Source organism: Thioclava sp. PTB-PU3-1 (assembly GCF_055666785.1).
Genome location: NZ_JBVNVL010000002.1, coordinates 737,007 through 762,538, shown reverse-complemented (window position 1 = coordinate 762,538; position 25,532 = coordinate 737,007). Strand labels below are relative to the sequence as shown.

The 25,532-nt window shown below is 64.4% G+C and carries 26 protein-coding genes, 1 other RNA gene and 1 pseudogene; 17 read left to right on the top strand and 11 right to left on the bottom strand.

The annotated features are described in order from the left end of the window. Window positions 1–39 precede the first annotated feature (39 nt). Together ACZ7GB_RS09195 and ACZ7GB_RS09190 are read left to right on the top strand one after the other, a co-directional pair. Complete coding sequence (locus ACZ7GB_RS09195; protein WP_078520144.1) at window positions 40–684, top strand: MarC family protein; 645 nt, start codon at window positions 40–42, stop codon at window positions 682–684. A gap of 71 nt (window positions 685–755) precedes the next feature. Then, window positions 756–1,349: a retropepsin-like aspartic protease family protein gene (locus tag ACZ7GB_RS09190; RefSeq protein WP_078520145.1), complete on the top strand. Its 594-nt coding sequence runs from the start codon at window positions 756–758 to the stop codon at window positions 1,347–1,349. Window positions 1,350–1,581: 232 nt separating this feature from the next. Here the strand turns inward: ACZ7GB_RS09190 and ACZ7GB_RS09185 are convergent, their stop codons facing one another. From ACZ7GB_RS09185 to ACZ7GB_RS09140, 10 genes are all read right to left on the bottom strand, one after another. Continuing rightward, on the bottom strand, window positions 1,582–2,817 hold the full coding sequence (locus ACZ7GB_RS09185; protein WP_472158383.1) for a glycerate kinase type-2 family protein: 1,236 nt from the start codon (window positions 2,815–2,817) through the stop codon (window positions 1,582–1,584). A 191-nt stretch (window positions 2,818–3,008) separates the two neighbouring features. Then, window positions 3,009–4,130, bottom strand: a complete 1,122-nt coding sequence (locus tag ACZ7GB_RS09180; RefSeq protein ID WP_078547804.1) for a c-type cytochrome — start codon at window positions 4,128–4,130, stop codon at window positions 3,009–3,011. Then, window positions 4,111–5,421, bottom strand: a complete 1,311-nt coding sequence (gene soxC, locus ACZ7GB_RS09175; RefSeq protein WP_078520148.1) for a sulfite dehydrogenase — start codon at window positions 5,419–5,421, stop codon at window positions 4,111–4,113. The genes ACZ7GB_RS09180 and soxC overlap by 20 nt, the downstream gene beginning before the upstream one ends. A gap of 59 nt (window positions 5,422–5,480) precedes the next feature. Then, window positions 5,481–7,172 (bottom strand): thiosulfohydrolase SoxB, encoded by a 1,692-nt coding sequence (soxB, locus tag ACZ7GB_RS09170; protein ID WP_472158382.1) that lies wholly within the window; start codon window positions 7,170–7,172, stop codon window positions 5,481–5,483. A 156-nt stretch (window positions 7,173–7,328) separates the two neighbouring features. Continuing rightward, the gene (soxA, locus tag ACZ7GB_RS09165; RefSeq protein ID WP_472158381.1) at window positions 7,329–8,189 is read right to left on the bottom strand and encodes a sulfur oxidation c-type cytochrome SoxA; all 861 of its coding nucleotides are present in this window, start codon (window positions 8,187–8,189) and stop codon (window positions 7,329–7,331) included. Window positions 8,190–8,303: 114 nt separating this feature from the next. Further along, a complete protein-coding gene (gene soxZ / locus ACZ7GB_RS09160; protein ID WP_078520151.1) occupies window positions 8,304–8,630 on the bottom strand; it encodes a thiosulfate oxidation carrier complex protein SoxZ in 327 nt (108 codons plus the stop codon). 25 nt (window positions 8,631–8,655) lie between these two features. After that, on the bottom strand, window positions 8,656–9,078 hold the full coding sequence (soxY, locus tag ACZ7GB_RS09155; RefSeq protein ID WP_078520152.1) for a thiosulfate oxidation carrier protein SoxY: 423 nt from the start codon (window positions 9,076–9,078) through the stop codon (window positions 8,656–8,658). 37 nt (window positions 9,079–9,115) lie between these two features. After that, window positions 9,116–9,592 (bottom strand): sulfur oxidation c-type cytochrome SoxX, encoded by a 477-nt coding sequence (soxX, locus tag ACZ7GB_RS09150; protein ID WP_078520153.1) that lies wholly within the window; start codon window positions 9,590–9,592, stop codon window positions 9,116–9,118. A 234-nt stretch (window positions 9,593–9,826) separates the two neighbouring features. Then, window positions 9,827–10,381 carry a thioredoxin family protein gene (locus ACZ7GB_RS09145; RefSeq protein ID WP_472158379.1) on the bottom strand — a complete coding sequence of 185 codons (555 nt, stop codon included), beginning with the start codon at window positions 10,379–10,381 and terminating at the stop codon, window positions 9,827–9,829. A 25-nt stretch (window positions 10,382–10,406) separates the two neighbouring features. Beyond that, entirely contained in the window at window positions 10,407–11,144 is a 738-nt protein-coding gene (locus ACZ7GB_RS09140) for a cytochrome c biogenesis CcdA family protein (RefSeq protein WP_232621622.1), read from the bottom strand. Window positions 11,145–11,255: 111 nt separating this feature from the next. Between ACZ7GB_RS09140 and ACZ7GB_RS09135 the strand changes: the two genes are divergently transcribed. The 13 genes and pseudogenes from ACZ7GB_RS09135 to ACZ7GB_RS09075 all read left to right on the top strand — a co-directional run. Further along, complete coding sequence (locus tag ACZ7GB_RS09135) at window positions 11,256–11,732, top strand: thioredoxin family protein (RefSeq protein WP_472158378.1); 477 nt, start codon at window positions 11,256–11,258, stop codon at window positions 11,730–11,732. Window positions 11,733–11,944: 212 nt separating this feature from the next. After that, a complete protein-coding gene (locus tag ACZ7GB_RS09130) occupies window positions 11,945–12,244 on the top strand; it encodes an ArsR/SmtB family transcription factor (RefSeq protein ID WP_078520155.1) in 300 nt (99 codons plus the stop codon). Window positions 12,245–12,296: 52 nt separating this feature from the next. Further along, on the top strand, window positions 12,297–13,343 hold the full coding sequence (locus ACZ7GB_RS09125) for a YeeE/YedE family protein (protein WP_078520156.1): 1,047 nt from the start codon (window positions 12,297–12,299) through the stop codon (window positions 13,341–13,343). A 151-nt stretch (window positions 13,344–13,494) separates the two neighbouring features. Further along, window positions 13,495–13,591: signal recognition particle sRNA small type (gene ffs, locus ACZ7GB_RS09120), an RNA gene on the top strand. Window positions 13,592–13,691: 100 nt separating this feature from the next. After that, window positions 13,692–14,603 (top strand): MBL fold metallo-hydrolase, encoded by a 912-nt coding sequence (locus ACZ7GB_RS09115; RefSeq protein WP_472158377.1) that lies wholly within the window; start codon window positions 13,692–13,694, stop codon window positions 14,601–14,603. A 63-nt stretch (window positions 14,604–14,666) separates the two neighbouring features. Further along, on the top strand, window positions 14,667–16,397 hold the full coding sequence (locus ACZ7GB_RS09110) for a DNA polymerase III subunit gamma/tau (protein ID WP_472158375.1): 1,731 nt from the start codon (window positions 14,667–14,669) through the stop codon (window positions 16,395–16,397). A 114-nt stretch (window positions 16,398–16,511) separates the two neighbouring features. Continuing rightward, entirely contained in the window at window positions 16,512–16,856 is a 345-nt protein-coding gene (locus ACZ7GB_RS09105; protein ID WP_078520159.1) for a YbaB/EbfC family nucleoid-associated protein, read from the top strand. Between the two features lie 4 nt (window positions 16,857–16,860). After that, window positions 16,861–17,460, top strand: a complete 600-nt coding sequence (gene recR, locus ACZ7GB_RS09100) for a recombination mediator RecR (RefSeq protein WP_078547815.1) — start codon at window positions 16,861–16,863, stop codon at window positions 17,458–17,460. Then, window positions 17,460–17,804, top strand: a complete 345-nt coding sequence (locus ACZ7GB_RS09095; RefSeq protein ID WP_472158374.1) for a TfoX/Sxy family protein — start codon at window positions 17,460–17,462, stop codon at window positions 17,802–17,804. Before recR ends, ACZ7GB_RS09095 begins: the two co-directional genes overlap by 1 nt. Window positions 17,805–17,980: 176 nt before the next feature. Continuing rightward, a complete protein-coding gene (fzlA, locus tag ACZ7GB_RS09090) occupies window positions 17,981–18,646 on the top strand; it encodes an FtsZ-binding protein FzlA (RefSeq protein ID WP_078571966.1) in 666 nt (221 codons plus the stop codon). A 214-nt stretch (window positions 18,647–18,860) separates the two neighbouring features. Further along, a complete protein-coding gene (locus tag ACZ7GB_RS09085; RefSeq protein ID WP_472158372.1) occupies window positions 18,861–20,387 on the top strand; it encodes an FAD-dependent oxidoreductase in 1,527 nt (508 codons plus the stop codon). Between the two features lie 151 nt (window positions 20,388–20,538). After that, window positions 20,539–21,579, top strand: a complete 1,041-nt coding sequence (gene queG, locus ACZ7GB_RS09080) for a tRNA epoxyqueuosine(34) reductase QueG (RefSeq protein ID WP_472158371.1) — start codon at window positions 20,539–20,541, stop codon at window positions 21,577–21,579. A gap of 46 nt (window positions 21,580–21,625) precedes the next feature. Then, window positions 21,626–22,558 (top strand): annotated as a pseudogene (locus tag ACZ7GB_RS09075) (DMT family transporter); the annotation flags it as partial. A gap of 387 nt (window positions 22,559–22,945) precedes the next feature. On the opposite strand, the gene ACZ7GB_RS09070 reads toward ACZ7GB_RS09075, so the two are convergent. Continuing rightward, the gene (locus ACZ7GB_RS09070) at window positions 22,946–23,815 is read right to left on the bottom strand and encodes a branched-chain amino acid aminotransferase (protein WP_078547823.1); all 870 of its coding nucleotides are present in this window, start codon (window positions 23,813–23,815) and stop codon (window positions 22,946–22,948) included. 152 nt (window positions 23,816–23,967) lie between these two features. Here ACZ7GB_RS09070 and ACZ7GB_RS09065 point away from each other — a divergent pair, with 152 nt between their 5' ends. Continuing rightward, window positions 23,968–24,465, top strand: a complete 498-nt coding sequence (locus ACZ7GB_RS09065) for a MarR family winged helix-turn-helix transcriptional regulator (RefSeq protein WP_075775697.1) — start codon at window positions 23,968–23,970, stop codon at window positions 24,463–24,465. Continuing rightward, the gene (locus tag ACZ7GB_RS09060) at window positions 24,465–25,178 is read left to right on the top strand and encodes a response regulator (protein WP_472158369.1); all 714 of its coding nucleotides are present in this window, start codon (window positions 24,465–24,467) and stop codon (window positions 25,176–25,178) included. The genes ACZ7GB_RS09065 and ACZ7GB_RS09060 overlap by 1 nt, the downstream gene beginning before the upstream one ends. Window positions 25,179–25,532: the final 354 nt, after the last annotated feature.

Sequence of the window (25,532 nt, the reverse complement as noted above, 5' to 3'; positions counted from 1 at the left end):
GCTAGGCTCGCCCGCGAAACTTGGAAGGGATGCCCCCACGTGATCGGTGCCGAATACATCACTGCTTTCGTGACGCTTTTCGTCATCATCGATCCAATCGGTCTGGCCCCGGTCTTCATCGCGCTGACGCTGGGCGAAAGCCACCGCGCGCGTCTGCGCATCGCCTTCCGCGCGCTCATCATCGCCGCCGTGCTGCTGACGCTGTTCGGCATCTTCGGCGACAAGATTCTCGCCGGGATCGGCATCTCCATGCCCGCCTTCCGCATCGCGGGCGGGGTGCTTTTGTTCCTCACCGCGCTCGACATGCTTTTCGAACGCCGCACCAAGCGCCGCGAGGCGCAGGGCGAAGAACACGAGGCCGACCCTGAGACCGACCCCTCCGTCTTCCCGCTGGCCACGCCACTGCTGGCCGGGCCCGGCGCGATGGCCACGATGATCCTGCTGGCAGGGCGCGAGGGCGGCGACTGGCTGCATGTCGTGGCGATCATCGCCATGATGCTTCTGGTGCTGGGCTGTGTCCTCGTGATGTTCCTGCTCGCCACTCCGATCGAGCGCGCGCTGGGGCGCACCGGCACGATGGTCGTCACCCGGCTTCTGGGGATGCTGCTGGCCGCGCTGGCGATCCAGTTCATCCTCGACGGGCTGCACGGTGCGGGGTTGATGGGCGGCGTCCCGACCGGCTGAGGCAATCCGCCCTCTGGGAAAGTCACCTGAGCGGACCTATCTGAAAGAGATCGGTAGGGGTAACGAGGATCATGGTGGAGACGATCATCAGCGAAAACTGGGGACGGCTGGTCTATCTGAGCCTCCTGCTCGTCGCCGTGGGCGGGTATTTCGTGCTCGAAATCCGCCGCCGTCCCGGTCGCACCATGCAACAGGCCGCGATCTGGGGACTGATCTTTCTGGGCACCCTCGCCGCGGTCGGGCTTTGGACCGATATCCAGCGGCAAGTCTCGATCCCCGATCAGGCGGTGATGCGCGATGGCCGGATCGAGGTACCGCAAGCGCCCGACGGCCACTACTACCTCACCGCAGAGGTCAACGGCACGCCGATCCGCTTCGTCGTCGATACCGGCGCGAGCCAGATCGTACTGACCCAGCGCGCCGCCGAGCGCGCGGGCATCAACACTTCCGATCTCGCCTATATCGGGCAGGCGCGCACCGCCAATGGCATCGTCGCGACCGCGCCGGTGCGGCTGGAGCGCTTCGATCTGGGGCCGATCCACGACAGCAACCTGCGCGCCGTGGTCAATCGCGGATCGATGGATACCTCGCTTCTGGGCATGACCTATCTCACCCGCTTCGCGAAGGTGGAATTCGCGCGGGGCACACTGATCCTCGAGCGCTGAGCGGGCTTGGCCCGCAATCGTCGTGATCCTGCCTTTTTTGCGCCTCAATCTTTACCGAGGCTCCGAGGGCGCCCGCCGTTCAGGCCGCGCCACTCAGGCTTCGTTACGAGGAAAACACGCATGGTTGCTTTCGACACCCTCGCTCTCGCGATCATCACCGTCGCCGCCATTCGCGAAGCCTATCTCCGCCTGCGCCCGATGATGCGCTCTGCCGAAGCAGAGCGCGGCTAAGCTAGCCTTTCACCAGAACCGCGAGATCGGCCACATTCGTGCCGGTCGCCCCCGTCATCAGCAGCGCACTCGCCGCCTGCAGAACGTGATAGCTGTCATTGCGCGCAAGCGCCGCATCGCAATCGACGCCAGCCGCCCGCGCTGCCGCGCAGGTCCCCGGCCCTACCAGACCGCCCGCCGCATCCGTCGGCCCATCGCGGCCATCGGTACCGCCCGACAGGAAGCGCCAATCACCCTCGATCCCGGCCACCTCTGCCGCGCAAGCCACCCGCAGAGCGAGCTCCTGATTGCGCCCGCCGCGCCCGTCGCCCTTGATCGTCACGGTGGTCTCACCGCCCATGACCAAAGCGCCAGCAGGCATATCGCGCAGCAGAGCCACGATCTGCGGCGCAAGATCGGCCACGTCCCCGTCGAGCGCGAAGGGCGCGGCCTCGGCTCCAGCCGACACCATCGCCGCGACCGACAGCCCGTTCGCCCCGATCAGGCGATTGCGGGCAGCGGGCAAAGCAGGCTCCGCGCCCGAGGCCTCAAGATGCGCCTGCACAGGGGCGGGCAAAGCCTCCCAGATCCCGAGATCACGGCAAAGCTGCGCCGCCTCAGCCCGCGTACCGATCGGCTCGACCGTCGGCCCCGAGGCAATCACGCGCAGATCGTCGCCCGGCACATCGGACAGGATCAGCCCGGTCACGGGGGCCCCGCTGGCAAGCAGCCAACCGCCGCCCTTGAGCTGGGAAAGTTGCTGGCGGATCAGGTTCATCTGCGTGATATCCGCCCCGCAGCCGAGCAGCAGGCGGCTGACCTCGGCCTTGTCCGACAGGCTCAGCCCCTCGGCAGGCGCGACGGCCAGCGCGGAGCCGCCGCCGGAGATCAGCGCCAGAACCCGATCCTCCGGCCCACAGCCCTGCAAGCACTCCAGAATCGCGCGCCCAGCCCGCTCGCTGCCCTCGCCCGGCACCGGGTGGTCGCCCGCGATCAGCGTAACGCCCGCGCGCGGCGAGGCCGCTTCGGCATTCTCGGGATTGGTGACGACCAGCGCCTGCGCCTCCGCGGGCAGAGCGTCCAGCGCTGCCGCAGTCATCGCCAGCGCCGCCTTGCCGAGCGCGATCACCTGCCAGCGCCCGCCCGGCCCCGGCGGGTTGTCCGTCGCCCAGCCCATCGCGCGGGTCACCCCCGCTGCCGGGTCGGCCGTCTTCACCCCGATGTCGAACAATTCGCGCGCGCGTGCTTCCAGATCCATTCCTGCCCCCTTGGTTTGGTGCAAGTATCCCCGGGGAGCGGTGGGCTGCAACCCCGCCAGCGGAAGACAAGCCAAAGGCAGAACCAAATAAAAAGACGCCCGCGGGGAGCGCGGGCGTCGAAACACGATCAGGCGGAAGGCCCCTGTCGGTTTAAGTGAGCGGGGACCGAAGCCCCCGCCCGGGGAGGGTATTAGCCACCTTGGCTCTCGATATAGGCGAGCACCGCCTTGACGTCTTCGGGGTCTTTCAGACCGGCGAAGGACATCCGGTTCTTCGGAATGTAGCCCTTCGGGTCGGCGAGATACTCCTCGACGGTTTGCTCGGTCCAGACCAGACCGTCCTCGCCGTGCTGGGTCATCGCGCTCGAGTATTTGAAGCCGTCGACCGTCCCGGCCTGGCGCCCGATCAGCCCGTTGAGCACGGGACCGACACGGTTCTTCGCGCCGTCGCCGACCTGGTGGCAGGCCTTACACTTCTTGAAGACCTTCTCGCCAGCTGCGACCAGCTCCGGGTCAGCCGAGAGGCTTTCCGCCGGTGCGGCCTCTGCCTTGGCTTCCTCCGCAGCCGCCGGAGCGTCCTGCGCCGGAGCTTCGGCAGTGTCGGTTTGGGCCGTATCGCTTTGGGCCGTGTCGGTTTCCGCCGCAGTATCGGCAGCCGCCGTGTCCTCGCCGTTGCCCTCATCGGGGGTCACGTCGAGAATGGTCGCCTTCTTGGTGATCTGCACGTCGGTCTTACAGTCGCTCATGCAAGCGGCTTCCGAGAACTTCGGCACTTCGACCTCATCGCGGTTATCCACGATGAACCCATCCGCGTTCGGCATCTCCACGTCTAGGAAGTTATCCTTCGTGAGGACGAAATCGTCGTCCACGAGATAGTTCGAGTAGAGGATGTAGGCGACGATGGCGTAGGTCTCGTCGACCGTCAGCGTCTGCGCGTTGCCGAACGGCATCGAGCGGTGCGCATAGTCCCAGACAGTGGACAGGTACGGCCAGTAGGAACCGACGGTTTTCACCGGGTCCTTGTCGGCCAGCGTTCCATCGCCCCCGGCCAGTTTCGGCCAGTTGTCGACGCCCTCGGCGAAATCGCCGTGACACGCCGCGCAATTGTCGCCGAAGATTTTCTCGCCATCGGCAACCGAACCCGACCCTTCGGGAAGGTTCTTGCCATCGGGGAAGACCTCGACGGTCCAGGCGTTGATTTCCTCGGGCAGCGCTTCGCGCCCCAGACCGTATTTCTCGGCCAGAGCGGGCGTCGCGACGAGCGGAGCGGCCAGAAGCGTGGCCAGCAGCAGATTACGACGACACTTCGACATTCTCGGACTCCCCGTTTTCCTTGACCCACCAGGTCTGGATACCGTTGTTGTGATAGACCGAATTCTCGCCACGGATCGCGCGGAGCGCGTCCTTGGTCGGCTGAACGTAGCCGGTGGAATCGGTAGCGCGGGACTGAAGGAGCATCTCCGAACCGTCCCAGTCGATCTCGAGGTAGAAGCGCGAGACCGCCTTGTCGGTGCCCGGCTCGGCCAGACGGGCTTCCTGCCAGTTCGCACCGCCATCGATCGACACGTCGACCTTGGTGATGTGACCGCGACCCGACCAGGCCATGCCGGTGATGACCAGCGGGCCCTTGCCGTGCTTGATCGGCATCTGCGGGCTGGGCGAGGTGACGACCGATTTGGCGTCCATGACCCAGGTCCACTTGCGCGACGTGCCATCGGCGAGCGTGTCGGTGTATTTCGAGGTTTCTTCGCGCGACTGCACGGCCTCGTCGGTGACTTCGAGGCGACGCAGCCACTTCACCCACATGTTGCCTTCCCAGCCCGGAACCACGAGGCGCACCGGATAGCCGTGCTCCTTGCGCAGTGCCTCGCCGTTGGCCTTGATGGCCACGAGACAGTCGTCGAGCGCTTTCTCCAGCGGGATCGAGCGGCCGTTCGAGGACGCGTCGGCGCCTTCGGCATAGACCCACTTGTCCTTGATCTGGTCGCCGAGATTGGTGATCCCCGCTTCTTCGAGCAGCGTCCGCAGCGGGATGCCCGAATATTGCATGTTGTGGATCATGCCCTGGGTGAACTGCGCACCGTTGAGCTGTGCACCAGCCCATTCCATGCCCGAGTTCGCCGCACATTCGAGGAAGTAGGTACGGTTCTCACGCGGGAAACGCTCCAGATCCTCGTAGGTGAAGACCAGCGGCTTATCGACGAGGCCGTTGATCATCAGACGATAGTCTTCCTTCTTCAGCTCGATCGCGCCCGAGTGGTGACGCTCGAAGGCGCAGCCGGTGGGGGTGATCGTGCCGTCGAGGGCGTGGATCGGCGTGAAGTTGATCGACGAAATCGTATCCGCCGTCAGCCAGCCGACATTGCGGCGGATGACGTCATCTTCGAATTCGATCGGCAGGCCATAGGGGGTTGCATCGACCCCGTCGCCCCAGCCCGAAGCCCAAGGCTGAACTTCGGTGATCAACGGATCGGGTTGCGTTTGCGCGCGCGCGGCACCAGCACCTGCGGCCATCGCACCGACCGCAGCCCCTGCGCGGAGGAACCCGCGGCGGCTGAGGGCGGCATTGGTGGCCGGGTTGCCCTGGCGTTCCTTGTCGTCCATGTGTTTTCCTCCAGTCTCTAACCCCCTGCGGGGCGCAATCATCGACGGGCGGGACCGGCTTAAACGCCGGTCACGACCACCGAGTCATTCGGTTTCAAGTCAACGGTTTTGATCTTGCGCAGGTGATCGGCGATCACGTCCCAGATCTGCGGCCCTTCGGTGCCTTCGTTGACCGAGGCCCAGCCCGTCACGACGTAGTTGCGTGCCGGGTCGATATCGGAGCCGTCCTTCAGGAGCGTCATGTTGGAAATCCGCTCGCCGATCGGCTTCGAAACGTCGATGTGGTAGCCCATGCCACCCACACGAACCATGTCCCCGCCCTGCTGGTAGTAGGGGTCGGAGTTGAAGATGTTGTCGGCCACGTCTTCGAGAATGGTCTTGATCAACTCGCCCGACATTTCGGTGCGATAGTTCTCGCCATAGGTCATCGAAGTGGCGTTGAGCACGTCTTCCATGGTGATCTTCTGACCGGGGATCAGCGACGGCCCCCAGCGTACGCCCGGGCTCATCGCGATCTCGGCGTCCTGCTCGGACAGCATCGCCTCGCAGATCAGGTCGTCCCAGGTGCCGTTGAAGTTGCCGCGGCGGTAGAGCAGCGAGTTGGTCTCGCCCACAACTTCCTCGAGCTCGGCCTTGTAGGGCTCGCGATGGCCCATGATGACGTCGGTCATCTCTTTGTCGGGCTCGATCACATCCGAGAAGATCGGGATCAGCTTATGGCGGAAGCCCATCATCTTGCCGTCGCGCACGTCGAGATCGACGCGGGAGACGAATTTGCCGTTCGAACCCGAGGCGATCAGGATCGTCTCGCCCACGAGGACCGGCTCCGGAATGGCGTCATGGGTGTGACCGGTGAGGATTACGTCGATGCCCTTCACGCGGCTCGCCATCTTGTGGTCCACGTCGAAGCCGTTATGCGACAGGCAGACGACGAGATCGACGCCCTTCGCACGAACCTCGTCGACCATCGCCTGCATGCGCTCTTCGCGGATGCCGAAGGAGTAGTCGGGGAACATCCAGCCGGGGTTCGCGATCGGCATGTAGGGGAAGGCCTGACCGATGACCGCGATCTGCGTGCCGTTGCGCTCGAAGATCTTGTAGGGCTCGTAGGCGGGCTCGTCCCATTCGGCGTCGAAGATGTTCGCGCCGAGGAAGGGGAAGGGAAGGCCGTCGACGATCTCGTTCACGCGGTCCTGACCATAGGTCCATTCCCAGTGCGAGGTCATCGCTTCGACGCCGAGCGTGTTCATGACGTCGACCATGTTCTGGCCCTTGGTCTTCAGCGCGACCATCGAGCCATGCCAGGTGTCGCCGCCATCGAGCAGCAGCGCTTCGGGACGCTCGGCCTTGATCGCTTTCACGATCGTCGCCACGCGGTCCATGCCGCCCATTTTGCCGTAGGACTTCGCGAGATCGGTGAAGTTCTCGTAGGTCAGCGCGTAGGCGTCGGGCGTGTTCGGCTCGATGTTGAACATCTTGAGGAAGTCCGCGCCGGTGACATGCGGCGGACGGCCCTTGGCCTCACCCACGCCGAGGTTGATTTCCGGCTCGCGGAAATAGATCGGCATCGCTTGCGCGTGGATGTCGGTGATGTGGATCAGCGTGACGTTGCCCAGCGGCTCGAACTGCAGGAGCTGGTCCTGAGTCAGCGACTGCTGCGCCATGGCGCGCGACCAGCGCGACAGGCCCGAAGCACCGAGGATAGTCGAGGCGGCCAAGCTCGCCTGAAGAAATTCCCGCCGGGAAATCATGCGATGTGTCTCCTTCTTCTCACCGGGCCCGTGCGCCCGGCGGTCGTTTCATTCGGGTAAATTGACAAACGAATTCAGACAGATATTAAAAATTGAATATGTTGAAACGAAACGCGCGGGACAGGGAGGCCCCTGCCCCGCGCATCAAGTCAAAGGTCAGGGACGGACGCCGCCGCCCTCGATGTCGAGACCCAGGCCGCGCGAGGCGACGTAGAGCTCAAGATTGCGGAACTCGTCCGAACCGGGGCTGTAGGTTTCCGCGCGCGTGTCGCGGATACAGCCTTTGAAGCGGTTGTGGATCGAAACCACGCCCGCGTTCTTCAGACGGTAGACCGGGAAGCCCTGAATCTGGCCCTGGCTGAGGTGGTCAGCGCGGATGTAGTTGCCGTAGTTCTCTTCGTGGCACGACGCGCAGGACAGTTCGAGCTGGCCGTAGCGGGTGTAGTACATCTCCTTGCCCTTCTCCCAGAAAGGCTGGGCCTCGCCGTCGATCTTGACGCTGACGGGCATACCACGCGACTCGACCGCGATCGCGGTGGTCATGTTGTGCATCGGAGTGCTGTCCCAGCCCCAGGCTTCGGCGCCCATGCGGTTGGTGCGGCAATCGTTGATGTAATCTTCCATCGACCACAGCTTGCCGGCTTCGTTCACCTTCGGCATCGAGGCGCGGACGCCTTTCATGCCTTCGCTGATGTCGCCGTGGCAATCCGCGCAGGACTTGCCCTCGGAGCCGTCAGCGGTCGACCAGGTTTCCTGGCCTTGCTCGGCAAAGATCATGATCGGGTTATCGAAGTCGTCCTGTTCCATCGCGCGGGTCTCGTCCGTGCGGAAGAGCCAGCCGGAATAGACCTCGTCGAGGTGCCCTTCGAGGTGATCGGCGGCGGGCGCCTTCACCGTGATCGGGGTGTCGCCGTTGATGACGAGTTCGTCGTCAGCCATTTCGGCGTGCAGCGCCGCGGTGCTGAGCGCGAAGGCTGCAGTGGCGGCTAGGATGGTGCGGCTGGTGCGCAACGTCATATTCTGTGTCCTCCCTGGGTGTGCCCCGCGCCCATCGATCTCCCCAAACAGGCGCGGTTCTCTGTTCTTGGTGAGGCGGCGCGCTCCCTCACGCGCCGCTAGCCATTCGGCCGATCAGCTCACTTCGATCTTCTGGCTGTCTTCGTAGGTCGAGCCGTCATCATCGTACCAGGTGAACTTGAACTCACCCGATTCCGGGACTTTCGCCTCGAATTCGATGTAGGGGTTCGTCGAGATCGCCGGCTCGAGGGTCACGTCGACGACGTTCTCACCGTTGAAGTCGCAGGTGAAGCGATTGATGATCTCGCGCGGGATGACGTTGCCGTCTTTATCCTTGCGCTGACCCGATTCCATCGGGTGCGAGATCAGGGTTTTGATGGTGATCGTGTCACCGGCCGAAGCTTTTTTCGGCACTTTTACGCGGGGTCTCACGCCTTTCATGGTCTTGTCTCCTCAGATACCGAATTTAGCCGCCGCAGCCGCCGATGGTGACCTTCACGGTCGATTTCGCCTGGACGAAGCTGCCGTCAGCCATCTTGGCGACAGCGATCACGTCCTGGGTCTTCGAGAGGCGAATGCGGGTCGAAGCCATCTGCGAGCCTGCCAACGGACCGAACTTGAAGGTCACGACGTCGGGCGTCGGGTTGCCGGTCGCGAAGACCGCGATCTCGGTTGCGCCGGGCGCATCCACGGAGATCGGAACGGTGTTCCCGTTCTCGGCGATTTCCGGCGCGGTCAGGGTGACGCCGTCACCCATTGCGGCATCGGCGCCGCCGGTGAACTTGGCGATGGCGTCGGCACCGGCATCGGCCAGCGCGGGCAGCGGCAGCATGGAAGCAGCAACGCCGCCCATCGCCAGCGCCAGCGCGTCACGTCTGGTCATGGTCATGTTGTATCTTCTCCTCTCGGGTTTGTCGTTCAGAGGGTCACTCTTCCTTGAGGGTCATCAAGAAAGCGACCACATCCTCAACCTGTTGTGCATTCAAAATCGGCGGCAGATCGGCAGGCGCAGCCTTGCCGGTGTACCCGTCGCCGGGGCGAATGAAGGGACCGGTTTTATACATTGCCGGCATTACCGTGCCTTCGAACGTGTGCTTGGCATCGACGACGATGCCGCGCAGCTGCGACTCGTCCCAGCGGTCGGCGGCGCCGTTCAGCTCCGGGCCGACATTGCCTTGGAACGACGCGTCGAGCGCCGAGACCTTATGGCAGGCCACGCAGTTGCCCAGCGACTTGGTCGCCGCGACTTCTGCGCCTTTAGCTGCATCGCCCGGCTGGCCGGTCAGCGACTCGGCCACCGCGCCCACATCGGTGAATTTGACATCCATCGGCGCGGTTTCTGCGATCGCGGCGCTGGCTGCGAAGGTGACGGCCATTGCGGCCCACGCAACGTGGCGTTTCATAGAAGTCCTCCCAAATTCTCTCCCTGACTCACTTTTAAGCGAGCGCGCTACAGTGGTGCAATGGATAAATTCAAAAAACCGCATATTTTCCAATATGTTCACTCGGATATATCGAAGCATACAGCCGTATACCCAAGATTTTTTTAGCAAAATCAGAAACATTCGCGGGTGCAGCACGAATGCTGCACTGGCAAGCAAGCGATCACGACTCTGTCAGAATCGCCAAGAGAGCGCTCACTTCGCCATAACTTTCTCGGCAACGTACTTCTGAAAGTTCTGCCCGCTCTCATAGCCGTGAGTCTTTACCCACTCGAGCAACGCCATCGTCGTGCCCTTGCCGAAAGCCCCCGGCATCTGCGCCACAGCCTGCTTGTTGGCGGGCTGATCGGAGGCCTCTTCGGGGAAGAACATCATGGTCGGCGTGAACATCACGCCCCACTTCATCGCCATCTCTTTTTCGGGCAAAGCCTCGCCGTCGAAATCGGTCACTTCGACATCGCCGAAGAGGTTCATCTGCACGACGTAGTAATTGTCGGTGATGTATTTCGCGATATCGGCGTCGGAGAAGACCTCTTCGTGAATCTTCTTGCAGTAGATGCAGCCGCGCTGCTCCCAGATGACCATGAAGCGCTTGCCCTCGTCATTGGCAGTCGCAAGATCGTCCGACATGTCCTTGAACGTGTCGTGGAACCACGGCTCCTTGTGCAGCCCGTCATCGCCCAGCTCGGCCGCATGGACCGGCAGGGCCAGCATCGCGGCGGTGAAAGCGGCAGTCAGAAAATGACGCATGATCGTTCTCCCTAGAAACAGACGGTCAGCCAAGACTCCCACTCGGCATGACGTCGATCAGAAACTCACCAATGTAGCGCAGCCCCCCGGTCACGATGAGAACCGCGAACAGGATCAGCATAACCCCCATCGCCTTTTCGACATAGCCGAGCTTCGCGCGGTGCTTCGCCATGAAGGCGAGGAAGGGCCGCGTGAAGAAGGCCGCGATGATGAAAGGCAAGGTCATCCCGATCCCATAGGCAAAGAGCAGCAACCCGCCCTTGGAGATATCGCCCATGCCCGACGCCACCATCAGGATCGCCGCAAGCGCGGGGCCGACACAGGGCGTCCAGCCGAAGCCGAAGGCGAGCCCCATCACATAGGCGCCGAGGAAAGTCGTGGGATCGGTCTTCGCCTCCATCCGCGCCTCGCGATAGAGGAACGGAATGCGGATCACGCCGAGGAAATGCAGACCGAAGACCAGCAGGATCGCCGCGGCCACCCAGCTCAGCGGCCCCATCCATTCGCGGAAGGCAGCCCCCAGCGCAGTCGCCCCCATCCCCATGAGCACGAAGATCGTGGTCACGCCCAGTGCGAAGGCCACCGAAGAGGCCACCATGCGCGCCTGCGCGCCCGGGGCGATCTTGCCGTCGCCACGCAACTCCGACATCGACAGCCCGGCCATGTAGGACAGGTAGAACGGCACCATCGGCAGAATGCATGGCGTCAGAAAAGACAGCAGGCCAGCAAAAAACGCCCCACCATAGGTAATATCGATCGGCACTGTTTCCTCCCTCGTGACGCGCCCTAGCCTATATGGCCTCGGTCTCCCAACCGTCCTTGAAGGGGCCCGTCAAACACATTACGATCTTTATATGTAAAAAGGGGTCCGTCAATGTTCCGCATTGTGTGGCATACGATTTCCATGGCCGCGGCGCTGGCGGTCGTGCTGGGTGCGACGGGTCTTGTCGCGCGCGCCGATACCGCATCGCAATCGACCGATACGGCAGGCTCGGCCACGGCCGCCACCGAGACCACCGAAGCGCAGGCCGAAAGCGAGTTCCGCCTGTTGATGGTCGAGCAGGTCGGCTGCGTCTATTGCCGGATGTGGAACAACGACCTCGCGCCGATCTATCCGAAGACTCCCGAGGGCAAGACGGCCCCTCTGCAGCGAGTCGATCTGCACAAACCCTTCCCCGAGGACATCACGATCACCGGGGGCAAACCGCTTTTCACACCGACCTTCATCCTGCTGCAGGACGGGGTCGAGGTTGCCCGCATCGAAGGCTATGCGAGCGAAGATTTCTTCTGGGGCCTCCTCGATCAGGCCCTGAAAAAGAATGGCGCGACGTATCAGACCCCGTCAAACTGAGGTTTGACCTGCGCGCTTTTGTCCCGGCTCGTGCGGGTTTTTGTGCACTCGGGCTTTGTTCCGGCGAATCGACATGCTAAAGCCTGAGTCATTCGATCAATACGGCCGCGGTGTTCGCGGCTCCAAGGAAGGACGATGCGGTGCGGCATCTGGTGCCTGACGGTCATGCCGAAAAGCTTGCCTCTGCCACGGCCGAGTCGAGGTGTTCCCGCATGGATGCAGAAGAGCTACTCGATCGCGCGCAAGACGCCTCCAACCTCATGAAGGCGCTCGCCCATGAGGGGCGGCTGATGATTCTGTGCCATCTGAGTTCGGGCGAGAAATCGGTGACCGAGCTGGAAAACCTGCTGGAATCGCGCCAGGCCGCGGTGAGCCAGCAATTGGCGCGGCTGCGTCTCGAGGGGCTCGTCAGCGCACGCCGCGAAGGCAAGGCGATCTACTACACGCTCTCGGATCCGCGTGCGCGTCGCCTCGTCGAGACGATTTACGACATGTTCTGCGCCACCGACTGACGCCGGTGAGCCATGAGACCGGACACTGGGTGATCCGGGAGGGAGAAGGGCAATGGAACAGATTCCGATGGGTGCCTTGGCAGCCATGGTCGGGGCGATCGGCGGCATCATTCTCGGCCTCGCTGCGCGCCTGGGCGATTTCTGCACCCTCGGCGCGCTGGAAAGCGCGGCCTATGGCGACGACCAGAGGCGCCTGCGCCTCTGGGGGATCGTGCTGGGCGTGGCGATCACCGGCGCCTTCGTGGCCGAGGCCCTGGGCTATGCCGACATCACCCGCAGCTTCTATCACACGATCAAATGGTCGCCGCTCGCCTCGATCGTGGGCGGGCTCGTCTTCGGCTATGGCATGGCGCTCGCCGGCAATTGCGGCTTCGGTGCGCTGGTGCGTTTCGGCGGCGGCGATCTGCGCGCGATGGTCGTGGTCGTGGTGATGGGCATCTTCGCCTTCGTGACGCTGTCCGGCCCCCTCGCCCATCTGCGCCTTCTGATCTTTGACCAGCAGGCCGCCGACACCCCGCAAGGCATCGCGCATTGGCTCTCGGCGCGGACCGGGCTTCCGCCCTTGGTCTTCGCCCTGCCCGTCGCCGCCGGCTTCCTTGCCTGGGCGCTGAGCTATCAGCCGCTGCGCGCCGACAAACGCCGCCTCGCCTGGGGCGTGGCCGCGGGTCTCGCAGTGGTCTGGTGTTACGTCGGCACCTCCTATCTCTTCAACCAGAGCATGGGCGCGACCGGCGTCGAGGCGCCGTCCTTCACCGCCCCGCTCGGGCGCACGATCCTCTATTTCATGACCTCCACGGCGGGCGGGCTCACCTTCTCCGTGGGTCTCGTCGCAGGTGTGCTGGGCGGAGCCTTCCTCGGCTCGGCCATTCGTGGCCTCTTCAAATGGGAAGCCTGCGAAGACCCGCGCGAACTGGGCCGTCAGGTCAGCGGCGCGGCCCTGATGGGGATCGGCGGCACGATCGCGGTCGGCTGTTCGATCGGCCAAGGGGTGAGCGCGATGGCCGTGCTCTCCTTCTCCGCACCGGTCACGCTGGCCTCCATCGTGATCGGCGGCCTGATCGGCCTGCGCCAGTTGATCCACGGCTTCCAGCCCGAGTAAGTCCCGGCCGCGCAAATCGGCCCATTTTCGGCTTGGCGTAAATATCCCGGGGGTGAGGCGCGGACGCGCCGAGGGGGCAGCGCCCCCTCTCCCCCGAACTCTTCCCGCACAACGCTTGCGAATCTGATCCGGGTTTCCTATATCGCCCCTCGAGAGGTTGGCGCGGGCGAGCGCCTCGCCAACCCGGTCAGGTCCGGAAGGAAGCAGCCGCAACGAGCCCCGCTTGGGTCGCTGTCCAGCCTCTCACCCTCCCCCCACAAACTCCCTTGGCTTTGCCGCCGCGTCACCATGCCCGATTGTGCGACGACGTCGCCAAGCTAAACTTCCCGTCAAAGGGGAGGTTTCACCATGTTGCGTTTTGCTCTGGCCGCTCTGGCCATTATGCCTGTGCCGCTCTTCGCAGGCACGCTTACCACCGTCGAAGTCGCACCGAACACCTATGCGATCGAGGGCCCCTTCGGACAGCGCGATGCCGAGAATCTTGGCAATAACGCGACCTTCGGGCTGATCGTCACGGATGAGGGCGCGGTGCTGATCGATGCGGGCGGCACCTATAAGGGGGCGGCGGCGCTCGACGAAGTGATCGGCACCCTTACCGATCAGCCGGTGAAATACGTGATCGACACCGGCGGGCAGGATCACCGCTGGCTCGGCAATGGCTACTGGAAAGAGCATGGCGCCGAGATCATCACCTCCGAGGATGCGCTCGCCGACCAGAAAGCCCGCGCCTCGCTGGAGCTGACGATGCTCGACGCGCTGGTCGGACAAGAGGCGCTCGCAGGCACCGAACCCGTCTATGCCGACACGACCTTCGACGAGAGCTACACGCTCAGCCTCGGCGGGCGCGAGATCGAGATCACCCATCCCGGCCCCGCCCACACGCCCGGCGACAGCTTCGTCTGGCTTCCTGCGGAAAAGGTGATGTTCACCGGCGATATCGTCTTCGTGGGACGCATCCTCGGCGTGCTCGACATGTCCTCGTCAATCGGCTGGGTCGAGGCCTTCGAGGCGATGGCCGCCTATGAGCCCGTCCATGTCGTTCCGGGCCACGGCCCCGCCACCGATCTCGCGACCGCGACGAAGGACACCTATGATTACCTGACCAATCTGCGCAGTCAGATGGCCGATTATATCGACGAGGGTGGCGACATCATCGGTTCGGTCAATGTCGACCAGTCGCAGTTCGAATACCTCGAGGATTTCGACACGCTCGCCAAACGCAACGCGCAGGCGGTGTTCAGCCAGATGGAATGGGAATGAGCCGGGTGGACGCCGACGCCCCGGGGGCCTAGTCTGACGGCTGCCTATGACACCGGAGCTTCGATGACCGACACCCAATATCAGGTTCTCGCCCGCAAGTACCGTCCCGAGACCTTCGCCGACCTGATCGGACAGGCGCCAATGGTGCGCACGCTGAAGAACGCCTTCGCGGCCGACCGGATCGCGCAGGCTTTCATCATGACGGGGATTCGCGGCACCGGGAAAACCACCACGGCGCGGATCATCGCCAAGGGCCTCAACTGCATCGGCCCCGACGGCAATGGCACCCCCACGACCGACCCCTGCGGCGTGTGCGAACATTGTCGCGCGATCATGGAAGGCCGCCATGTCGACGTAATGGAGATGGACGCGGCCTCGCGCACCGGTGTGGGCGATATCCGCGAGATCATCGAGAGCGTGCATTACCGGGCCGCCTCGGCGCGCTACAAGGTCTACATCATCGATGAGGTTCACATGCTGTCCACGAGCGCGTTCAACGCGCTCCTAAAGACGCTCGAGGAACCGCCCGCCCATGTGAAGTTCATCTTCGCCACCACCGAGATCCGCAAGGTGCCCGTCACCGTGCTCTCGCGCTGCCAGCGCTTCGATCTGCGCCGGATCGAGCCCGAGGAGATGATCGCGCTGCTGCGCCGGATCGCCGATGCGGAAGGCGCAGAGATCGCCGATGACGCGCTCGCACTGATCACCCGCGCCGCCGAAGGGTCCGCGCGGGATGCGACCTCGCTGCTCGATCAGGCGATCGCGCATGGCGCTGGCGAGACTACCGCGGAACAGGTCCGCGCGATGCTGGGTCTGGCCGACCGCGCCCGCGTGCTCGATCTCTTCGACATGATCCTGCACGGTCAGGCCGCCGAGGCTTTGACCGAACTTGCCGCGCAATATGCCGATGGCGCCGATCCGATGGCGATCATGCGCGATCTCGCCGAGATCACCCATTGGGTCTCCGTCATCAAGGTCACGCCCGAGGCCGCCGAAGACCCGACCGTTCCGCCCGAGGAACGCAATCGCGGTCAGGAAATGGCGGCAGCGCTGCCGATGCGGGTGCTCTCGCGGCTCTGGCAGATGATGCTCAAAGCGCTTGAAGAAGTCGCGAGCGCGCCCAATGCGATGATGGCGACCGAGATGGCCGTGATCCGCATGACCCATGTGGCCGACCTGCCGGACCCGGAAACGCTGATCAAGAAGATCCAGCAGGGCAGCACGAACACGCAAGCCGCAGGCCGGGGCCCCGCACCCTCGACCGGGCCGGTCCATGGCGCGACGCTGCGCGCCCGACGTGCCGGTGGCGGGGCTGTCGCCGCGGCGGCCCCTGCGCAACAGCACGATCCGATGGCCGACGCGCTCGCCCGTTTCGCGAGCTTCGACGACGTGGTCGACCTGATCGCCCGGATGCGCGACATGACCCTGCTGCTGGAGGTCGAGAGCAACCTGCGCCTGGTGAATTACCGCCCCGGCCGGATCGAGTTCGAACCGACCCCGCAGGCCTCGCGCGATCTCGCCGCGACGCTCTCGGCACGGCTGCAAGGCTGGACCGGCGCGCGCTGGGGCGTCTCGGTCGTCTCCGAAGGCGGCGCGCCCACGATTGCCGAGGTGAAGGCCGAGGAAATGGCGAAGGCCGAAGCCGAGGCGATGAAGAACCCGCTGGTCGCGGAGATCTTCGCCCGCTTCCCCGGCGCGAAGATCGAAATCCTGCCCGAGGAAGATACCGCCGCGATCGAGGCCGAGGCTCTGGCCGAGGTCGAAGACGAATGGGACCCCTTCGAGGAAGGCTGAGCCACGCCAAGGGCGGCCCCGCGCGATCCTGCCGCGCCGTTTTCCGCCTTGTCCCTTGTCCCTTCGCGCAGCGATGCGTATCTCTCACTCAAGCCAAACGTGACGGAGAAAGCGATGTTCAAGGGATTGGGCGCCATGGGCGACATGGCCAAGATGATGAAGGCCGCCAAGGAAATGCAGGAGAAGATGGGCGAGCTCCAGGAGGAGCTCAAATCCATCGTGGTCACCGGCGAGGCCGGGGCCGGTCTCGTGCAGGCCCGCGCCACCGCGAAAGGCGAATTGACCGGGCTCTCCATCGACCCCTCGATCCTGCAGGCCTCCGAGAAGGAAGTCGTCGAAGACCTGATCCTCGCCGCGATCAAGGACACGCAGGAAAAGGCCAAGTTCCGCGAACAGGAAGAACAGAAACGCCTCCTGCGCGAGTTGGGCCTGCCCGAGAATATGGACCTGCCGGTCTGATCCGATGAGCGGCGCGCGCGACGAGATAGAGGCGCTGATCGCCCTGATGGCGCGGCTGCCGGGGCTTGGCCCCCGCTCCGCCCGGCGCGCGGTGCTGCATCTGATCTCGAAACGCGCGCAACTGATGGGCCCCTTGGCCGAGGCGATGGCGCAAGTGGCCCGCACCGCGCGCGAATGCCAACGCTGCGGCAATATCTCCACCGCGCCGATCTGCGACATCTGCGAAGACCCCAAACGTGCCACTGGCGAGATTTGCGTGATCGAGGATGTCGCCGACCTCTGGGCGATGGAGCGCGGCCACGCCTTCAAGGGCCGCTACCACGTCCTTGGCGGCACGCTGTCTGCGCTCGATGCGATCGGCCCCGAAGACCTCCGCATCCCCGACCTGCTCGAACGCGCCACCGAGGAGGGCATCACCGAGGTGATCCTCGCCCTCAACGCCACCGTCGAGGGCCAAACCACCGCGCATTACATCGCCGAGGCGCTCGAAGGGCGCGGCATCGCGGTCACCAGCCTCGCCCAAGGCGTGCCGATCGGGGGCGAGCTGGATTATCTCGATGACGGCACGATCCAGGCGGCGCTGCGCGCCCGCAAAAGCTTCTGATGGGCACCCGACCCGAGACGGAGGCGCTGCTGCGCGACTGTCTCGGCGACCGGATCGCGACCCGGCCGATGTTCGGCGAATACGCGGTCTATATGGGCGGCAAGACGGTGGCGCTTCTGTGCGACGACACGCTGTTCGTGCGCCAATTGCCCGAGGCCACGCGCCACCTTGAAGACAGCGGCCACGCGCCCGTCGCAGGCAAACCCTATCCGCGCGGCAAGGATCACTGGCAGATCGACCCGGACCTCTGGGAAGACGCCGACTGGCTCTTGGGCCTTCTGAGCGTGATCGAGGCCGCCCTGCCCGCCCCCAAACCAAAGCGCAAACCCAAACCGAAAGCCTAGTCCCGGCACCCCTTCGGCTTGGCAAAAATATCCCCGCCGGAGGCATCCGACCTGTGCCGTCCCGATCACCTTCCGGCAAGGGAGCGCCATCGGCGGGATTGTCGCCATTGAACCCGCCCGCGCCCGCCGTTATCAGTTCTCCAAATCCCCCAACGAGAATTGCGAGCGTCGCCCCGATGATCCGCCTCTACCATGTCGCCCTCTCCCCGTTCTGCCGCAAGGTCCGCCTCACGCTGGCCGAGAAGAAACTCGAGGTCGAACTCGTCGAGGAACGCTACTGGGAACAGCAGCCCGATTTCCTGCGCCGCAACCCGGCGGGCAAGGTTCCGGTTCTCAAGATGGACGGCATGATGATGGCCGAGAGCCAGGCGATCTGCGAATATATCGACGAGACCCATACCGACGCGCCGCTGATGCCGCGCGATCCCGCCGCGCGCTACGAGGTGCGCCGCCTGTGCGCGTGGTTCGACGACAAGTTCAATTCCGAGGTCACCGCGCGGATCATGGGCGAGCGGGTCTGGAAGAAGGTCCGCAAGGAAGGTTATCCGGACAGCAAGACCGTGAAGGCGGGCCTTACGGCGATCAAGTATCACCTCGATTACATGGGCTGGCTGCTGGAGCAGCGCCGCTGGCTTGCGGGCGACGTGATGACGCTCGCGGATTTCTCGGCGGCCGCGCATCTGAGCTGCCTCGATTACATTTCCGACGTCGACTGGAACCGGCAGGAGGCCGTGAAGGACTGGTATGCGAAGATCAAGTCGCGCCCGGCCTTCCGCTCGCTTCTGGCCGACCAGCTGCCCGGCATGCCGCCCGCGTCGCAATATGCGGAGCTGGATTTCTGAGCGCCGCGCGCGTCCTACCCAACATCGCCTTACTTTCACTGCGCCGTCCGATCCCCTCGGGCGGCGCAGTCATTTTGCGCGGCACGGTGCTGGCTCACGCAAAGGTGCGCGCCTCACGAAATTCAAACAATTGATTTAATCATTCGCTTCACTACCTCAGGGACAGGCCCAAGCCGATCCGGAGCTTGGCCCGGACTGCAAAGCGAGGACTGCCATGCCCCACCCCGTGCTGATCGTGGGGGCCGGCCCGACCGGTCTCACCGCCGCTTACGAACTGGCCCGCCAGGGCGTGCCCGTCCGCCTGATCGAGAAATCTGCAAGCCCCGCCACCACCTCGCGCGCGATCGCGGTTCAGGCCCGCACGCTGGAGATGCTGGCGCAGCGCGGTCTGGCGGACACCCTTGTGGCGCGCGGCGTGCAGACCCGGATCGCACAGTTCTATGGTGAGGGCGCCCCGCTCTTCCGGCTCGACTTCGCCCATCTCGAGAGCCGCTTTCCCTATATCCTCTTTGTCTCACAGGTCGAAACCGAGACCGTGCTGCGCGAGGCCTGCGCGGCCCTTGGCGTCGAGACGGAGTGGAACACCGAACTCGTCGCGATCGCCCGCGAGAGCCATGACGGACAGGCGCGACCCACAGCGGTGCTGCGCGGCCCCGGCGGCACGCTCGAAGAGCTACGCCCAGATTGGGTGATCGCCAGCGGTGGGGCGCATAGCCTGATCCGCCGCACGCTCAATCTGCCCTTCGAGGGGAAATCGGTGGGTCAGGGCTTCGTGCTGAGCGATCAGATGGTCAGCGGCTCGCTCGCCCCCGAAGAGCTGCATATCTTCTCCTCCAGCGACGGCTTTCTGGGCATGTTTCCCTTGGGTGGCGGACGTTTCCGTCTGATCGCCTCGGATGTTGCGGACAGCGAACAGCCCGACCTTGAAACATTGCAGCAGGTCTTCGACGCCCGCGCCCATCTGCCTGCGACGCTCCATGACCTGACGTGGTCCTCGCGCTTCGCGATCAACAGCCGGATGGTCGGGACGCTGCGCTTGGGGCGCTTCCTGCTGGGCGGCGATGCGGCGCATATCCACTCGCCCGCCGGCGGTCAGGGAATGAATACGGGCATGCAGGACATGATGAACCTCGGCTGGAAACTCGCGCGGGTGATCGAGGGCCGCGCGCCCGAAAGCCTGCTCGACAGCTATGAGGCCGAGCGTCTGCCGGTGATCCGCGATCTGCTGCACGGGACCGAGGCGTTGACCGCGAATATGGCCTCGACCTCGCAGGTGCGCCGGATGCTGATCGACCATATCAGCCCCTATCTCGGCAGCCGCGATCTCGTGCAGGAGAAAGTCGCGGCCCGGATGGGCCAGATCGCGATCGGCTATGAGGGCGGACCGCTCTCCGACGGCCCGCATGCGCGCGGCACCATCGCACCGGGTGCGCGGCTTCCCGATCCGCCGTTGGAGGTGGCCCGCGATGGGGCATTGCATCCGGCCCACGTGCAGGATCTGGTCGATCCGTCGGAATTCGTCCTGCTCTGCGCGGGGGATGGCCCCGCCCCCGAAAGCCGCTTTGCCAACAGCCTGAAAGTTCGCCCTGCCCCCGATCACGCGGAGGCGTTCACGCAGGTCTTCGGCCGCGACGGCGCGGCAGTGCTGGTGCGGCCCGACGGATATGTCGCGCTGAGCGCGCCGCTTACCGACGCAACCCGCGCGGTGGCGGCTTACGCGGAGGCGCATTTCGCCACCTGACGCGCGCTGCCCCGCCCCTTGTCTTGCCCGCCCGGCTTCGAAAGGATACGGCGACGGTGCGATGCGGGCCGCATCCGTCATGCGCCGAGGGGGCTCTGCCCCCGCCGGCCTGCGGCGCGGCCCCCCGGGATATTTGGACCAAGGCGAAGCCATGAGTGCGGAGTTGAAAGCGCGGTTGATCGAGACGGCCCTTGCCGAGGGTTTCTCGAAGGCGCGCATCACCACGCCCGACGCGATCCCGCAGGCCGCCGAGCGGCTGGCCGCCTTCGTGGGCGCGGGCATGCATGGCCAGATGGGCTGGATGGAAGAGCGCATGGGCTGGCGCGGAGATCCCACGGCGCTGTGGTCCGAGGCGCGCTCGGTGGTGATGCTGGCCGAGACCTACACGCCCGATTACGACCCGCTGGACCTGCTGAAGGCGCGCGATCACGGGGTAATCTCGGCCTATGCGCAGGGTAAGGACTACCATGATCTGGTGAAGAAGCGGCTCAAGCGCGTCGGGCGCTGGTTGCTCGATCAGGCGCCTGAGGGCGAGGAGATCAAGGTCTTCGTCGACACCGCCCCGGTGATGGAGAAGCCCTTGGGCGAAGCCTCGGGTCTGGGCTGGCAGGGCAAGCATACGAACCTTCTGGCGCGCGATCTGGGCAGCTGGTTCTTCCTCGGCGCGATCTTCACCACGGTGGAGCTGCCGCCGGACACACCCGAGATCAGCCATTGCGGGTCCTGCACGGCGTGTCTCGACATCTGCCCGACCGAGGCCTTTCCCGCGCCGTACCAACTCGATGCGCGGCGCTGCATCTCCTATCTGACGATCGAGCATAAGGGGCCGATCGACGAGGAGCTGCGCGCCAAGATGGGCAACCGGATTTATGGCTGTGACGATTGTCTCGCCGTCTGCCCGTGGAACAAGTTCGCCGCAGAGGCGCGGGAGGCGCGCTATCATGGCGGCGTCGGCGCGCCGCCTCTGGCGGAATTGGCCGCACTCGACGATGCCGGATTCCGGGCGCGGTTCTCGGGCTCGCCGATCAAGCGGATCGGCCGCGACCGCTTCCTGCGCAATGTGCTCTATGCGATTGGAAACTCTGGCGATCCGGGTTTGACCGAGGCCGCGCGCCCGCATCTGGACGATCCCGATCCAGTGGTGGCCGAGGCCGCGCAATGGGCGCTCTCACGGCTGGAGCAAGTAGCGTGACGAAACCGATTGCCGCGCCCCGCTCACGGCCTATCTGATCGCGGTCATGACACCGGTTACCACCCAGACCCCTCGCCCGCTCCTTGGAATCGCGCTGAAGCTCGGCACCGTCACCGGTTTCGTCATCATGCAGGCGCTGATCAAATCGGTCTCCGACCGGGTGCCGCCGGGCGAAGCGGTGTTCTTCCGGTCTTTCTTCGGCATCGTGCCGATCCTGCTCTGGTTGCTGTGGCGCGGTGAATTGCAGGGCGGGTTGCGGGTCGAAAAACCGATCAACCACGTCATGCGCGGCGTCGTGGGAACCACCGCGATGGCGCTGAGCTTCGCCGCGCTCGCCTTCCTGCCGCTGCCCGAGGCGACCGCTCTGGGCTATGCGGCGCCCCTTCTGACGGTCGTCTTCGCGGCGCTACTGCTGGGCGAGACGGTTCGGGTGTTCCGGTTCTCCGCCGTGGGGCTCGGGATGGTCGGCGTTCTGATCGTGCTCTCGCCGAAGCTTGGCGGTAGCGGGCCGGAAGGCGGCGCGGAGGCACTTGGCGCGGGGTTGGCACTCGCGGGGGCTACCTGCGCCGCGCTCGCGCAAATTCAGATCCGCCGCATGGTCGGATCGGAGCGCACCTCCGCCATCGTCTTCTGGTTCTCTTGCACCGCCACTGTGCTTTCACTCCTGTCTCTGCCCTTCGGCTGGGTCGTGCCGACAGTGTGGGAGGCGACGCTGTTGATCCTCGCCGGGCTCATCGGCGGCACTGGCCAGATCATGATCACCTCAGCCTATCGCTTCGCCGACGCCTCGCTGATAGCACCTTTCGACTATGCCTCGATGCTCATGGCGCTCCTGATCGGTTATTTCGTCTTTGCCGAAGTTCCGACCCATGCGACGCTCGCGGGTGCGGCGCTGATCATCGTCGCGGGCATCGCGATCATTCTGCGCGAACACCAGCTGGGACTGGAGCGCAAACGCGCACGCAAGGCCGCCCCCCCCCCCAAGGCTGAGCGCCGATCCGCCTGCGACAATAAACCTGCCTGCCCCTGCGTCACGACTCGGTCGAATCGTGCTATGGTGCGCCTATCAGAGGCGATGACGAGAGGAGGAAGATATGTCCCGTCACATCATCGACCGCGCCGAACTCAAGGCAGAAGGGCCGCGCGTGAAGCGGTTTCTCGAATTGCAACGGCGCGAAGGCATCCACCCGGTGATCAAGGAGCTCAGCAAACGCGGGCGGCCCGATCACGGCGCGCGGATGAAACAGTTCCTGCGGATCGAGCGGGCCGAAGCCACCTGACGACCTGATCGGCTCTCAATAGCTGTGAAAACGCGAAAGGGCGTGCCGGGGGGCACGCCCTTCTGTTTTCTCGACCGAAGCGCGGATCAGGCGCGCACGAGTTTCTCGTAGGTCTCGGCGATATCGCGGGTTAGCGCGCCGACCTCGAAGTTGAAGTCGCGGATCTGGCTGACCGGTGTCACCTCGGCTGCGGTGCCGGTAAGCCAGCACTGTTCGAACTCGGCCAGTTCGGTTGGCTCGATCAGGCGTTCGTGGACGGTGATGCCCTTTTCCTTAAGCAGGCCGATCACGGTCTGACGGGTGATCCCGTTGAGGAACACGTCTGCCTTGGGCGTGTGAACCTCACCATCCTTCACGAAGAAGATGTTCGCACCGGTCGCCTCGGCCACATAGCCGCGCCAATCCATGAACAGCGCGTCCGAATAGCCGCGATCTTCGGCGGCGTGCTTGGACATGGTGCAGATCATGTAGAGACCCGCGGCCTTCGCCTCGGCGGGAATGGTGCGCGGATCGGGACGACGCCATTTCGCGATGTCGAGCTTGGCGCCCTGCATCTTCGCATCGCCATAATAATTGCCCCATTCCCAGCCAGCGACGGCCAGACGCACAGGGTTCTTGCGTGCCGAGACACCCATATCCTCGCCCGCGCCACGCCAGGCCACCGCACGCACATAGGCGTCGGTCCAGCCATTGGCTTTCAGCATGTCGTATTTGGCCTTTTCGATCTCCTCGACCGAATAGGGGATTTCCATGTCGAGCAGTTGCGCCGATTTGCGCAGGCGGGCGGAATGCTCTTCGCCTTTGAAAATCTTGCCGTTGTAACAACGCTCGCCTTCGAAGACGGAGGACGCGTAATGCAGCGCGTGAGTCAGGATGTGGACATTGGCGTCGCGCCACTCCACAAGCTGTCCATCCATCCAGATCTTGCCGTCACGATCGTCATACGAGCCCGACATCTTACTCTCCTTGCAGTCACGCCATTTTACGAATATTGCGCAACTTGCGCCCGAAGTGGACACTTTGTTGCGTCAAAACTGCTCTGCGGTAGCAGTTGAGTCTTGGATAGTCAACAAGGCTGACATAAAGTCACGCAAAAGAGAGGGACGATATGGCAGATAGCGGAAGCCCCGGGGGCGAGACACTTCTTTTCCTGACGGACGAACAATTGCGCAAGGGCATCGAGGCGATGTTCTTCGCCTATCGCGCCTTTACCGCCGATCCTGACCGTCTGCTCGAAGAATACGGCTACGGGCGCGCACATCACCGCGCGCTGCATTTCATCAACCGCCAGCCGGGGCTGACGGTGACGACGCTGCTCGCGGTTCTGGGCGTGACCAAGCAATCGCTCAACCGGGTGCTGCGCACGCTGATCGAGGACGGGTTGGTGGAAAGCCGCGTCGGCACCCGCGACAAGCGCGAGCGGCGGTTGCATCTGACCGCCGAGGGCGAGACGCTGGAACGCGCGCTGTCCGAGGCGCAGCGCGGTCGGATGCGCTCTGCCTATCGCGCAGCGGGGCCGCAGGCGGTGGCAGGCTTCCGGCAGGTGCTGGAGGCGATGATGGGCCCCGACCTGCACAAGCTCTATCAAATGATGAAAGACGACTGATGCCCTACTCGGCCGACCCTCATCTCCTCATCGTCGACGATGACGAGCGCATCCGGACGCTGCTCAAGAGCTTTCTGCAGCGCAACGGTTTTCTCGTCACCGCAGCGCGCGACGCAGCCCATGCGCGCTCGCTGCTGTCAGGGCTGGAATTCAGCCTGATCGTGATGGATGTGATGATGCCGGGCGAGGACGGGCTGTCGCTGACCCGCGATCTGCGCGGCAAATCGATCGCGACGCCGATCCTGCTGCTGACCGCGCGCGGCGAGACGCGCGAGCGGATTGAGGGGCTGGAAGCGGGCGCCGACGACTATCTCGCGAAACCGTTCGAGCCGAAGGAACTGCTGCTGCGGATCAACGCGATCCTGCGCCGGGTGCCGCAGGAGACCGAGAGCGGTCCGAAATACCTCTCGCTGGGGCCGCTGAAATACGATCAGGAGCGGGGCGAGCTGTGGGATGGCGATGCGCTGGTGAAGCTGACCGCAACCGAGGTGCAGCTGATGCGTATCTTCGCGACTCATGCGGGCGACGTGGTCAGCCGCACGGAACTGATCGAGGAGCTGGGCCGCGAGCGCGGCAGTGGCGAGGAAGGCGGCGGCGATCGGGCGGTCGACGTTCAGATCACGCGCCTGCGCCGAAAGATCGAGCGCGACCCCCGCGAGCCGCGCTATCTGCAGACGGTGCGCGGTCTGGGTTACCTGCTCGCGCCCGACTGAATGAAAGGACGGCGGATACTACATGTTGAGGGGCCACCATACGGGGTGCGATAGGCGCCGCGTGGGGCCCGTTCATCTTCAAAAATGCGAATTTGTTATATGTTTTTAAGGTCACGAATCGCTTTTCCCCAATAGGGAGCAGTATTTGTGCGTCGAGCTTCTCGCGCGGCCCCCTTCGCCGATGCGCATGGCCATTGACCTTGGGTGATCTGTTGCAAGAGCGACATTTAACTGCCCCTCAACACAAATTCAGGCGAATGTGTTCTGGACTGACAAATTCGTGATTGGTATGAGAGCGGCCATGTTTGGCGGCACCTCGCGACGTGCCCCGGCACGTCACTATCGGCCCCCTCG

Bases quoted from the DNA above. Each gene is read 5' to 3' on its own strand.
- soxY (WP_078520152.1), bottom strand. From the start codon at position 9,078: ATGACCATGACCAGACGTGACGCGCTGGCGCTGGCGATGGGCGGCGTT.
- ACZ7GB_RS09115 (WP_472158377.1), top strand. From the start codon at position 13,692: ATGTTGCGTTTTGCTCTGGCCGCTCTGGCCATTATGCCTGTGCCGCTC.
- fzlA (WP_078571966.1), top strand. From the start codon at position 17,981: ATGATCCGCCTCTACCATGTCGCCCTCTCCCCGTTCTGCCGCAAGGTC.
- queG (WP_472158371.1), top strand. From the start codon at position 20,539: ATGAGTGCGGAGTTGAAAGCGCGGTTGATCGAGACGGCCCTTGCCGAG.
- ACZ7GB_RS09060 (WP_472158369.1), top strand. From the start codon at position 24,465: ATGCCCTACTCGGCCGACCCTCATCTCCTCATCGTCGACGATGACGAG.
- ACZ7GB_RS09095 (WP_472158374.1), top strand. From the start codon at position 17,460: ATGGGCACCCGACCCGAGACGGAGGCGCTGCTGCGCGACTGTCTCGGC.
- ACZ7GB_RS09070 (WP_078547823.1), bottom strand. From the start codon at position 23,815: ATGTCGGGCTCGTATGACGATCGTGACGGCAAGATCTGGATGGATGGA.
- ACZ7GB_RS09135 (WP_472158378.1), top strand. From the start codon at position 11,256: ATGTTCCGCATTGTGTGGCATACGATTTCCATGGCCGCGGCGCTGGCG.
- ACZ7GB_RS09130 (WP_078520155.1), top strand. From the start codon at position 11,945: ATGGATGCAGAAGAGCTACTCGATCGCGCGCAAGACGCCTCCAACCTC.
- ACZ7GB_RS09145 (WP_472158379.1), bottom strand. From the start codon at position 10,381: ATGCGTCATTTTCTGACTGCCGCTTTCACCGCCGCGATGCTGGCCCTG.
- ACZ7GB_RS09085 (WP_472158372.1), top strand. From the start codon at position 18,861: ATGCCCCACCCCGTGCTGATCGTGGGGGCCGGCCCGACCGGTCTCACC.
- soxA (WP_472158381.1), bottom strand. From the start codon at position 8,189: ATGACGTTGCGCACCAGCCGCACCATCCTAGCCGCCACTGCAGCCTTC.
- ACZ7GB_RS09110 (WP_472158375.1), top strand. From the start codon at position 14,667: ATGACCGACACCCAATATCAGGTTCTCGCCCGCAAGTACCGTCCCGAG.
- soxC (WP_078520148.1), bottom strand. From the start codon at position 5,421: ATGGACGACAAGGAACGCCAGGGCAACCCGGCCACCAATGCCGCCCTC.
- ACZ7GB_RS09105 (WP_078520159.1), top strand. From the start codon at position 16,512: ATGTTCAAGGGATTGGGCGCCATGGGCGACATGGCCAAGATGATGAAG.
- soxX (WP_078520153.1), bottom strand. From the start codon at position 9,592: ATGAAACGCCACGTTGCGTGGGCCGCAATGGCCGTCACCTTCGCAGCC.
- ACZ7GB_RS09180 (WP_078547804.1), bottom strand. From the start codon at position 4,130: ATGTCGAAGTGTCGTCGTAATCTGCTGCTGGCCACGCTTCTGGCCGCT.
- ACZ7GB_RS09190 (WP_078520145.1), top strand. From the start codon at position 756: ATGGTGGAGACGATCATCAGCGAAAACTGGGGACGGCTGGTCTATCTG.
- soxZ (WP_078520151.1), bottom strand. From the start codon at position 8,630: ATGAAAGGCGTGAGACCCCGCGTAAAAGTGCCGAAAAAAGCTTCGGCC.
- ACZ7GB_RS09065 (WP_075775697.1), top strand. From the start codon at position 23,968: ATGGCAGATAGCGGAAGCCCCGGGGGCGAGACACTTCTTTTCCTGACG.
- recR (WP_078547815.1), top strand. From the start codon at position 16,861: ATGAGCGGCGCGCGCGACGAGATAGAGGCGCTGATCGCCCTGATGGCG.
- ACZ7GB_RS09125 (WP_078520156.1), top strand. From the start codon at position 12,297: ATGGAACAGATTCCGATGGGTGCCTTGGCAGCCATGGTCGGGGCGATC.
- ACZ7GB_RS09185 (WP_472158383.1), bottom strand. From the start codon at position 2,817: ATGGATCTGGAAGCACGCGCGCGCGAATTGTTCGACATCGGGGTGAAG.
- soxB (WP_472158382.1), bottom strand. From the start codon at position 7,172: ATGATTTCCCGGCGGGAATTTCTTCAGGCGAGCTTGGCCGCCTCGACT.